Source organism: Colwellia sp. BRX10-9, assembly GCF_014077405.1.
Taxonomy (GTDB): Bacteria; Pseudomonadota; Gammaproteobacteria; order Enterobacterales; family Alteromonadaceae; genus Colwellia_A.
In genome coordinates, this window is the sequence record NZ_JACGVV010000056.1 from 1 (window position 1) to 11,562 (window position 11,562).

The 11,562-nt window shown below is 35.1% G+C and carries 9 protein-coding genes and 2 pseudogenes; 3 read left to right on the forward strand and 8 right to left on the reverse strand.

Features of this window, described 5'->3' with window-relative positions:
* Positions 1-311 precede the first annotated feature (311 nt).
* The 8 genes and pseudogenes from H4J69_RS18870 to H4J69_RS18905 all read right to left on the reverse strand — a co-directional run bounded on the left by H4J69_RS18870 (position 312) and on the right by H4J69_RS18905 (position 6,971).
* The gene (locus H4J69_RS18870) at positions 312-785 is read right to left on the reverse strand and encodes a terminase small subunit (RefSeq protein WP_182245116.1); all 474 of its coding nucleotides are present in this window, start codon (positions 783-785) and stop codon (positions 312-314) included.
* A 257-nt stretch (positions 786-1,042) separates the two neighbouring features.
* Complete coding sequence (locus H4J69_RS18875; protein ID WP_182245117.1) at positions 1,043-2,383, reverse strand: AAA family ATPase; 1,341 nt, start codon at positions 2,381-2,383, stop codon at positions 1,043-1,045.
* A complete protein-coding gene (locus tag H4J69_RS18880) occupies positions 2,383-3,282 on the reverse strand; it encodes a toprim domain-containing protein (RefSeq protein WP_182245118.1) in 900 nt (299 codons plus the stop codon). The genes H4J69_RS18875 and H4J69_RS18880 overlap by 1 nt, the downstream gene beginning before the upstream one ends.
* 2 nt (positions 3,283-3,284) lie before the next feature.
* A complete protein-coding gene (locus H4J69_RS18885; protein WP_182245119.1) occupies positions 3,285-3,617 on the reverse strand; it encodes an AlpA family transcriptional regulator in 333 nt (110 codons plus the stop codon).
* A 1,364-nt stretch (positions 3,618-4,981) separates the two neighbouring features.
* A complete protein-coding gene (locus tag H4J69_RS18890) occupies positions 4,982-5,764 on the reverse strand; it encodes a class D beta-lactamase (protein WP_182245120.1) in 783 nt (260 codons plus the stop codon).
* A 171-nt stretch (positions 5,765-5,935) separates the two neighbouring features.
* The gene (locus H4J69_RS18895) at positions 5,936-6,151 is read right to left on the reverse strand and encodes a GDCCVxC domain-containing (seleno)protein (protein ID WP_070373754.1); all 216 of its coding nucleotides are present in this window, start codon (positions 6,149-6,151) and stop codon (positions 5,936-5,938) included.
* Positions 6,139-6,529 (reverse strand): annotated as a pseudogene (gene merC / locus H4J69_RS18900) (organomercurial transporter MerC). The gene H4J69_RS18895 and the pseudogene merC overlap by 13 nt, the downstream one beginning before the upstream one ends.
* A gap of 64 nt (positions 6,530-6,593) precedes the next feature.
* Positions 6,594-6,971: a MerR family transcriptional regulator gene (locus H4J69_RS18905; protein WP_182245121.1), complete on the reverse strand. Its 378-nt coding sequence runs from the start codon at positions 6,969-6,971 to the stop codon at positions 6,594-6,596.
* A gap of 592 nt (positions 6,972-7,563) precedes the next feature.
* On the opposite strand from H4J69_RS18905, the gene H4J69_RS18910 reads away from it, so the two are divergent.
* From H4J69_RS18910 to H4J69_RS20255, 3 genes and pseudogenes are all read left to right on the forward strand, one after another.
* Complete coding sequence (locus H4J69_RS18910; protein ID WP_182221981.1) at positions 7,564-8,295, forward strand: hypothetical protein; 732 nt, start codon at positions 7,564-7,566, stop codon at positions 8,293-8,295.
* A 561-nt stretch (positions 8,296-8,856) separates the two neighbouring features.
* The gene (locus H4J69_RS18915) at positions 8,857-11,193 is read left to right on the forward strand and encodes an ATP-binding protein (protein WP_182252032.1); all 2,337 of its coding nucleotides are present in this window, start codon (positions 8,857-8,859) and stop codon (positions 11,191-11,193) included.
* A 238-nt stretch (positions 11,194-11,431) separates the two neighbouring features.
* Positions 11,432-11,562, forward strand: a pseudogene (locus H4J69_RS20255) (transposase); the annotation flags it as partial.

The following is an 11,562-nucleotide window of genomic DNA, read 5'->3' on the forward strand; positions in this document are numbered from 1 at the left end:
CCTTGTTGGTATTTTTCCCACATTAATGCTCTTTGCTGAGCAGTATAGATAATACGAGTTCTTCTTTTCATAGCTGCGCTCCTTTGTTTAAGGATAGCATTGCATTGACCATTTGAACTCAAGGCTCTAAGGAGACATTAATATTTTCAATCCCTTACGCCAACTAATCGTACCAAGCGAACATAAGGCTAGCATTAGCCAAAGACGTGTTGAAGCTTAAAATTTAATATTTTTCCCATAATTGATCTGTATATATAGATGCCCCCGCCACATTTATTTGTATGGACTATGGGGGGGGGCTAATATTACTTTTATTTTCTTCGAGTATAATACTCACGTTGTTCGTCAACTTCTAACGGCGGCATCCAACAATTATCCTTCGGCAGCAAGCCTTTTACAGCGCGACTATCCGCATTACGTTGTGTTATATCACGTATAATATCATCAACAGTCGTTGTCACCTGAACATCAAGATAAAGTCCAGAAACCTTCGCAAGTTTGTCCCATGCGTTAACACGCGATGCAGAAGTACTTCTTTCACCTCTATCCATCGCTTCTTTCAACAAACCGGTTAATATCATTTCTCGATTGATAAAAGTTTCAGTCGATAGTTTATCTAAGTGCTGTTTGATAGCGCTACGAATGTCAGGTTTGGTTAATAACTCGCTAGCAATAGAACGAGCTGTTTTTTCAGAATAACCCGCGCTAATTGCAGCTCTGCTAGCGTTAAAGTCGATTACATATTCTTCAACGAAACGATCTTGTTTAGTGGTTAGTTCGCTCATGGTTTACCTCTTTATTTATTATTAGTTTAATGTTTTAACATATGAGTACTACGGCAGTTGAGCCATACCCAACCTTGGTTCATCTACGTAGTAGACGGATATGCGGGTATGCGGGTATTCAGCATTGACAGTGGTTTCACGGTATGTTTCACGGTCATACCCTGAAGTTTTAGCGGATATGCGGATAAACTTCTCTCTAGGTCAATAGAAATAGGTTGTCCGCTTAAATATGGGGGATAAACGGGTATGTGGATTACCTATTCATCTAGTATTACGTGTATAGTTTTTGCAGCCTTACTATGGTTACCTTCAACTTGATGGATTCGATAAAAACGGCCATATACATTTACACGCCTTGCATTAGATGAACCTGTAGGTAGTGCTTGTAAGTCATCACCTAACTTAGTATTTTTATGACCGGACTCTTTTGACAATTGATCCATCAGCTCAGGTCGTTTTACAGCGCCACCTTCTGGGCCTTTAAGCGAAAGAACACCACGGACGATATAGCTAAAGGTGGTGTGTTCTTTTGACTCACTGCTAGCCTCCTTGCCGTTTATGGCATCTGGCAGGTCATAAGAGCGAGGTACGCCCAGCCACTCACCGTTAGCTATTTGTACACTTTCCATTTTAAACCACTTGGCTTTGCCATCTGATAATGTGAAGTTGTTTTTTGCATCGTCTAAGCGCGACAATTGATTTTTAGCTTTATCATCTATTCCGTGATCCTTCGCAGTTTTTTTTCCCATTTTTGCTAAGGTGAAACAAAGTCTTGCGGCATCTTTTAATGAACTCGCGCCCCTCATTACATCAACATCACCGGCACGACTATCAGCTTCATCACCATCTTTTCTCGTATGGTGAACAAGGAAAATAGCCACACCCGTTTCACTCGCAATATGGCGGTAGTAGCTCATCACATTGTCGATAGCTGAGTTGTCGTTTTCACTCTCCTGATGAGTACTCACAAAAGGGTCGACGATTAGCAACTTAATATCACAACGTTTAATTTCTTTAATAATTTTTTCAACGTTTGGTGACATCATAGACGTACTACCTGTAATAGTTGAGTTAGTTGAAATAGTGACCCGTTCACCATAACCACTTTTTATATAAAGCTTATCGGTTACTTCATGATTCTTTATTCGATAAAGCTTAAAGATGCCGGCAAGTCGTCGATCTAATTCGTCATCGTCATCTTCGTTATTTATCACTAAAGCATTGCCTTGAACCGTATCGCCTAAGTTAAGTAAATCTTTCCCCAATGCCACTGAAACAGCAAGGCAGAGTGTAATCATTGATTTACCTGTAGCGCCACCAGCACCAATAATTGCTATGTAGTTACCTAAAACGTAGCGTTCAATGATCCAGTTACGTTTTGGGATAGTTGCAGCATCAAAGTCACTAGAAATTGTTCTCATACCCAGCCTTTCAGGCAAGGTTTCACCAAGGGTCGGATTATTAACAATATGTTCGGTTTTCGTACACGTTTCTAACGATTTTAAATCGGATGGCTTTATTGGATCTGGTAATGGTCGTAGCAAATGAAGGAAGCCTTGTTTTATCGCATACTCTTCAACATTCATTGAAAATGTCATTATGAAATCTCACAATCTAAAGAAGGTGATAGCATTATTCGCAAGCCATCTAAGCCAAACTGACAGTGCACATCATTGAAATCACTACCTAAACTGTCGGTATCAAACTTAGGCCATATCATTTGAAGATTTAAAGCCTTAGCAACGGCGTTCGCTTTATCTAGCCCCACATTTTTTTGACCGTTTTGTTCTGCTCGGTGATCGTTGTCGGCACAAAGAATGATTTCTAACATTGGATGATTAAGCTTGAGTGAAGTACAGACGCTATCTAAGTTGCCGGCATTAAATGCGACAACGACGGTTAATGCTGTTGCCTCGTGCAATGAGCAACCTGTTGCATAGCCCTCGCACACAAGTAAAGTAGTAGCGCTTTTAAGGCTTCCAATCATTGCGGCATTACCTTTCAGACTCCCACCACTTTTAAAGCGTTTATCACCTGCAGGGGTAATGAACTGAAGCGACATAAGCTCCCCAGCGAGTGATTTTAACGGTACAACTAGATTATTGAATCGATCGACACGAGCGATACCAGTTTGAATATTTTTACGCGTTAAATAAGGGTGCTCATGACTTGGCAACGTTTGCGACCAAATAAGATTGCATTCTTTGGCTGCTTCAAGCTGCTTTTTAGCGCTCTCTGCTTTATATGATAAACGGGCAAGCCTAAGTACTTCTTTATCTTGGGATGTTACCACATGCCCTTTTGGATGCCATGTACGTTGAATGCCAGTTCGCCAATTGCCTACAGTAATATGCGTTTGCGACGCTACTGCCCAAATTTCATGACTCTTTGGCTTCTCAGCTGAATTATAGCGGCGTAATTTTCCATCAGGAATTATGGTATTTGTCGACGCACCTTGTTCACGAGCGAATGTGATCATTTCATTAATATATTCCATGCTTACGCTCCTACGGTGATATTTTGACGTTGAGCTACAAGTTCTTTTACAAGCAAGCGTATTTCTTCTTTGCTTCTCCCTTGAATTTGCGCTGAAATAACCGATAAAACTTCATATTCAATGAATGCAACCGCCCGATCACCAATTGAAATTGATGGTGCGTAAAGGCCGTCTTTGAGTTTTAAATGTAAGGTACTTTTTGACATACAAGTTAGGGCTAAAACTTCTGTTTTTCTTATAAGCTTTAACTTATCAACTGCTAGAGGGAAGTTTAGAAGCTTGTATTCGTTGATCTGATCAACGGGATCGACTACATTTGGTTTGGGGGTGCTCATTTGTGGTGAGACTCCTGTTTTGTTAGTGGACGTTATTGTCCGTGCGACCTCAAGATTGCCGTCTTGGGGTCGCATTCATTTATAGCATTCAATCTTAATTAAAAACAAAACCGTCAGCTAATATTCATTCGTTATAGTGTCGTGTAAAACCATATCGGACAGCTATAGATTCACACTTATCTATTTGAATTACAAACAAAAAATAAAATTATTTTTATAGTACTAAATGGTGTACTAAATGGTGTACTAAATCGAAATGTGTATCATTTATGACTTGACGAACGCCATTATTTCCGTGTGTTTAAGAAGAACAGCCGAGATACTAATTAGTTATCACGGTTGTTTTTTGAAATAGCGCTAAAGGGAGGTATACCTGTATTCTAATAGACATTTTTGTTGTTATTACTCTAAATAATGGGCATTGTCAGGCAAGTTGTATATGCCCTTTTGAACAATGACCTATATCATCTGACCTCTTACGCAGAGGCTCTAACTATAGGGCGCGGGTTGTTTAAATCGACTTTCGATAAAATGATTATCGATAGAACTCGAACCGACGACGTATAATTGTTTTTATATTTTGGGTGAGTAACACTTTTAAAAAGCAGTACCAAAAGCAGTACCACCAAAAGAAAGCAAAGAATAAAGCATTAAGAATCATAAGGTTAAAACCATAAAGCGAGTCCAGTAGCGGCACCAAATTAAAGAACGGGATTACAGCGATGTAATCCCGTTTTTGCTTTAATAAACAATTTGTTACATCTAATCTAAATAACTATCTCTTATTGATTTGTAGATAGTATCTAAAGAAATTCCCTTCAACAAGTGACCAATTTACTACGGACAGATCCTAAACTAAGTGAGTCTGATGATATAAGGTCTTTAGGGGATAAATTACATGATGATTCCGTGCGACCCAAGAAGTAACGCCTCGGTACACATGAAGGCGTTGCAAGCTCATATATACTCGCTGATTCAAAAATTACATATTGCGAATTTATCGATAGATTGTAGCAATTAATGTAACAAAATAAATTGTAAATAATCGTCCTGTTATATAACAATGTAATTAGACTTTAATTGACTTTTTTCACCTCTTAACCGTAAATCTACACATCTATTAAACCCATCAACAGTTATCAGAGACTATAAAGACCTTAAGTATGTTCTACTTTAGGATGGTGTTTCCTATTAAGAGGGGTTGTTCTAATCGATTATGTCAGGAAGCTACAAAGCGGTCTTAATTTTTGTTTAATTTATCATAGCCAAAGGTCTGCTTGGCCATTGCCGACATTCATCATAAAACGAATACTAGCTCAGTACCAACAGGGCATTTTATTCTGAAGTGGCTATTTATTATTAAGTTATATTATTCCCGCTAACGATAGTTGCTCTTTTGCAGCATCAATCCTAGTGTTGATGACCTCTTTGAAAGACTTGCCATCAATATTTAAAGCAAAATAATAAGTTTCTTTCTTGGTTTCAATAAACCCTACATACCAGCCTAGGGCTTTATCTTTATCGACTCCACCAGCTCCCGTTTTGGTATATAGTTTATAATCTTCGGTAGATTCAGCTAACATGATGTCTTTCAACTGCATCAATGAACTTTTCGATACTGCTAACTTATGATTATATAAGCGTTGAAGGAAGTCGACTTGCTCTTTAGCACTTATTTTTATACTTTTATTCAACCAAAAATTATCAATACCTGATGATATATCTTGATTACCATATTGAAAATCAGCTAAGTATTGACTCATTCTCTTTTTATTAATTTTACTTGCTGTATCTTGATAGATAGGAACTGCCGAATACTTATAAGCCTCCCTTAAAGAAATAGGAGCTTCATACCAAGTTTTAGGCCACCACTTTTGAATTGGATAATCCGCTATATCAAAAGTAAGCTCTACTTCAGTATTTTTAATGACGCCTGTATCTAAAGCTATAAGAGAATGTGGAATTTTGAATGTTGACCAAGGTGTCATTCGCTTAACAGCTCTTTCGGGATTTATAATACTGTATTCACCAGACTGTTCACTTTTTAGAACAAAGGTACATGAGCTATGACATAAAGAATTAGCATGAGTTGCCATCGAAAAACTAAACCCTAGTAAAAAAATTAATAACTTTTTAAATTTTATCATTTTTGTCCAATATAATTATTATGGTTTCAATATGAACTGTTTATTACCAAGCTTAAATCAAGCCACTTCAAATGGTTACGTCAACTATGGGTATTTCAAAACACATAGGTTTGAGCGAACCAATAATTCTCTCATTGCTGGTAAAAATGCCACCACGGCGGACATAGACGGTTAGCTATTACAGCAATCTTGTCCTTCTTGGATTGGTGGGCATTTAGCAGTTCCATAAGAACAGAAAACGCAACAATCACCTTTTAAAGGCTTTAATAATGCTTTGCATGATTCACATTCATAGAACCACTGACAGGCATTGGTTGGCATTTTTTCTGTTTTATTATGTCCGCACTCAGGACAAGTTATTGTTGAGTTTAATTTTATACTTTGCATATTATCTCCTTTATAGGTTTTACAATATCGTAATACTGACATTACGACCATTAAACTTATGCCAAAGTAGAATAAATAGGTGCTCCAACCATATTGCCAAAGAGGATATAGTGTTAGTAAAACAGCTGTAGGACCAAGAATACTTAAAGCACCTCTTAAATGGCTTTTATTGCGATACCAATTATATATATTTACGAGTAACGCAAGGGTAGCGAAAATAGGTAGTAAAGTATTTACTGCAACGCCTTCAAAAGACGAAAGAAATCCCAAACCAAATACGGATACCAACGAGCCTAATGCAGGAAAACAGGCAGTACAACTAAGGGCTGCTATCCAAACCCCACCAGAGCCAACTTTATCGAGTAATTTGTTTATCATATAGAATCATTCCTAAGTAATTTATAATCACGATAAACCCCGTATACAGATACGGAGTCAACAATTACTTTAATGAGTCAATAATAGGGCAAGAATATTGGTCTTGATTGGTTTTACATGAATTTGTCATTTTACTAATAACGTTCTCTAGACGCTGTAAATCAAATATTTTATTTCGAATTATATCCAATTTTTGCAAACCTAGGCTTTCTACTTGGGCGCAGTTATTTTCCATAGACATTAGTGAGGATATTTCTTTTAATGTAAAGCCAAGAGCTTTTGCTTTAGCGATAAACCTAAGCTTGTCTGCAATAGCACTACTATATAAACGATAACCATTTTCTGGCTTAATAGGTTGAGAAATAAGTCCTTTTTTTTCATAAAACCTTATGGTCTCAATATTTATATCTAACTCTTTGGCGAGCTTGCCAATTGTCTTCATACCTATAGTCACTTATAAAGTTAAATGATTTCACAATCTGAGAAATGAAGTATATTAAATCATTGCTTATCGTTCAATTAAGTCATTATTGCTAATAACGCTGAGTGTCTTTTTTGAGCCTTGAACTAGACGTTAGCTATAACTACTTGCTAATTTCCGCTTTAGCGCACCAAGGGGACATTAGAACCTACAAATATTAGGCTAAAACTAAATTGGTTTGGACTTTTGTTTAACCGTCACTTATGCCGATTTGAAGACCTAAGGTGTTAGAACCATACCTAAAGCTTTGGGACAGTAAGCGCTCGTAAATTGAGAACATAATCACTATTCCTAGCAGTCACAATGAGACGAAAGCCGACATTTTTTAGGTTTATTTCAATTCAATAATTAGCCCACAGTGTCATCAAAACAGACATTCTGAACTTCCCTAACCTTGCTAGAAAACAAATGGGTTACATTGTAACCTCAACTAGAGGTGTTTATAAGCAAAGTCAAGGAAGTCCACTAGGGTATTTGAACAAAACAATAACGTTTCTTTTCCCTCAATTTACATCTGCTATAATTATATTTCGCTCTAAAGGTTGGGTGTTTTATGAAATTTTGTGCTTTTGTTATATTATTATCGTTTTTCTCACTATCAACGTTTTCAAAATCAATAACGTTGAGTCGAGGGGAAGATGCTGTATTACAAAATTTTTCTGAATTAATACTTCAAAAAGCATATCAAAAAATAGGTATTGAATTAAAGGTAATACATGTACCCATTGCTAGATCTTTGGTCTTGGCAAACAATGGCATAATAGATGGTGATGTCTCAAGAATTTCAAAAATTGAAAATCAATATGGCAACTTAATAAAAATTCCAGTACCAATTAATCATATTGATATCAGAATGTTTACTTATAATAAAAAGCTATTGGAGAATAAAAATAACATAAATGGTTTTTATCGGATGGGATGTGTTCGAGGACTTATTCTTGTGGAAAAAATATCAACAACAATGAAAGTGGACTGCTATAAAGTTAATGGCCACAAAGAAGGTATTAATATGTTAAATAAAAATAGAATTGACGTGTTACTTTTACCTCTAACGATAGGTGCCTATTTTAAGAGCGTCGATTCTAAATTTTCTACCAGCCATTACAGTGAATCACTAGGCCGTGAACCGTTGTTTCATTATCTCCATAAAAAACATCACAAATTGGTTCCTAAACTGACTTTAATATTGCAACAAATGAATATTGATATTTATGAAAAAACTTATAGAGACTCCTTGAAAGAAACTCTTTCCCCCGATGGTAATTCAAGTGTTCTAATAAATTAACTATATCTTTAGTGTGTATTGATAAATAGTAAGCCGATAAAATAGTGATACCGTATATAGTTACAATTAATATTTTTATTAAAATAAAATCTACAATTTCTTTATGTTCAGCTTATTGAGATGTCTGAGTAATATTCGCCAAACCAATCTAAATTTATATGACGATTTCACCTAAATCACCTTAAAAGTAATATTCTACTTCATCCAAACTATAAAAGGTTCATGACTGTTTTTTCTTACTAATTTTGACGCGAAAAATTATAAATTATTTCAGGTGTCCGCCTACAATGATTAGCAGATCACCACGCATAAAAGCTCGAAGTTGATCACTGGCAATAGTCAATGATGGTTTGCCATTGTTCTTGGCTAAGCGTAATTCTCATGTTTATCTCCTAAATTAAGTGGGGGAGATAACATACCCGATATCAAACGCTAACAGCAGGTGCCCTTAGCTATAAGGTTACATATAATGTATTGCCTTATCAGTATAGACTTTGCTTTGCTTAATAATGATATTTGGTTTATAACTACGGTAAGAATATTAATAAATCGCCCCAATTGATGACTAATAAATCCATAAAAAACAAATCGATTCGTCTTAGAATAATCTTTTTAATTATTTTGGTTTTTACTCTTGTATTAGTGTTTTTTTCATATTTTTTAAAAGATTTTATTACTGGAGTTGAACAAGATTTAGGTAAAAAAATGGTGCTTCAACATGCCATTATCAACAAAGAAAAAGCCCTCAGTCATTTTACACAAAACTTAAATCTAGTTAAACGTTCCTTGCTCAATAATACATATCAAGACTGGATGAAAAATAACGATAATGAAAAATTTAAAACAAAAGCGATTCAGTCTGTTGAAAAAGACTGTCAAGTTATAGATTGCTATGGCTGGTTTATCCTTTCAATTGCCCCCCTTACTAGTATTGATTGGAATAAAGAGAGCAATACCATAAAAACGGTTCCGCTGAAATTAGAAGAAAATTCTTGGCTACCAAAAAAGCTAAAAGAAAATAATGAGTTTTATGTCGATGCTGATATTAATACTATTGATGGAAACACCTATGTTTTTTTTGATTATATAGTAAGAGAAAATGATCAAGTCATTGGAACGGTTGGAAGCTACGCATTAGTCTCAACTATTACTAATCAATTACTCAGTACCTCTAACCAAGATATTTTAGATGTACTTATTGATAATCATGGTGTATTTCGTACTAGTTTGAATGAAAATACCAGTCGTTATCATCCCTCTCTTTCAAAGTTTTTGTCCAACAAAGAATGGCATCAAGTCATCGGGGATGATCTAGATAAAAGCAGCTTAATAAAACTAAAAAATAATACTAATAGTCATTTGGTAAAAACGATTGATATCAGAATTAATGAAATTAATTATATAGCCGCTATTGTGTATATCGAGGAAATAGAATGGTATGCAATGAGTTTATTTTCAAAAGAAGCAATGGAAGGAAGTATTGTTATTCTGCCTCTCTTTTTAGTTGGCACCCTACTTCTTTTTAGCGTTATTGCACTTACACTTTATTTTTTGAACAAGCTGGTTTTTAAACGACTTATCGTGATGAACAAATCAGTTAATAACATTGCATTAGGTAATTATAAAGACTTAATTAAAGATTGTCGTTCGGATGAATTAGGTACTTTAGCTCAAGGGATAAACACCATGAGCCAAGAAATTTCAAAGAATCTATCAAAGATAAAGTCTCAGAATAATGCGCTAAATGATGCTATTGATAAAGCAAATGCAGCAAATAATGCAAAATCTATTTTTCTATCAAACATGAGCCATGAAATAAGAACCCCTATGAATGCAGTGTTAGGTTTTGCTGAAATAGGAAGAAACACCAAAGTTTTATTTGAAAAAGATGATTCACTTGAACAAATACAACGTTCAGGTGAACACTTACTGCAAATAATTAATGACGTATTAGACTTTTCTAAAATAGGATCCAAGCAACTTGAGTTGGAAAAAATCTCATTTAGCTTTAGTGCTATTCTTAAAAAAATAACACAAATTTGTAAGTCGGATATTGATAAAAAAAATATATCATTAAATTTCCTATTAGATGATTCGATTCCTAGCCACTTAATTGGTGATCCACTAAAAATAGAACAAATCATCATTAATTTGGTTAGTAATGCTATAAAATTTACGGAACATGGCAGTATTGATATTAACACTCGTCTAAAAAGACAAAACGAAAATAACGTTATCATAGAGTTAAGTATTAAAGATACAGGAATAGGTATAACGCCAGAACAACAAAAAAACTTATTTATAGCTTTTTCTCAAGCCGATAATTCAATCACTAGAAAGTTTGGTGGCACAGGATTAGGATTAGCGATAAGTAAGCAATTAGTCGAAATGATGGGGGGGGAAATCACACTAAAAAGTGAACGAGATAAAGGCACTGAATTCACATTCACCATACCTTTGACATACTCTACTGAAAAGTTAGAGAAAAAAATAGAAGAATCAGCTGATTTTGATTTAGTAAAATTAAAAGCAGCTTTGTATGGAAAAAAAATCTTGCTAGTTGAAGACAATAGAATCAACCAAATTGTAGCTAAAAAAACACTAGAGCCATTAAGTATTTCAATTGATATAGCAGAGAATGGATTACAAGCAGTAGAAAAAATGAAAAACAATACTTATTCTTTAGTGTTAATGGATATACAAATGCCTGAGTTAGACGGACTACAAGCCACAGAACAAATTAGAATGTTTGATAATGATACTGTAATTATTGGTATGTCAGCTCATGCTAGTATCCAAGATACTGAAAAAGCGATTAAATCAGGAATGAATGATTATATGACTAAACCCATTAAGCAAAAAACAGTTTTTTTGATGATATCAGAATATATCTTTTAGTTCCGCAGGTAACTAACACCAAATAAGTCTATGCCTTTAGAAGCAAAATTTAGGAGATAGGGTAATATGTTTCTTAAACGTTCATGATGATAGTAACTAGTCTATTTTTAGATGTGATTTAAGTAGTGTTATCGGTACTCCTCATAAAAAACATTAATTAAGCCACCCATAATAACTTGTTTGTATTTTCAATAATAAACTACACTTAAATTACCCCCTGTTAAGTGTGGTGATTGTCATGCCCAAGCCTCGTTCACAACAAATTAGTTTATCTGATACGCCGTATTATCATATTTGCAGTCAAACCGTTCGCAAAGCCTTTTTATGTGGTGTTGATAAAGAAACCGGTGTCAGTTATGAGCACAGGCG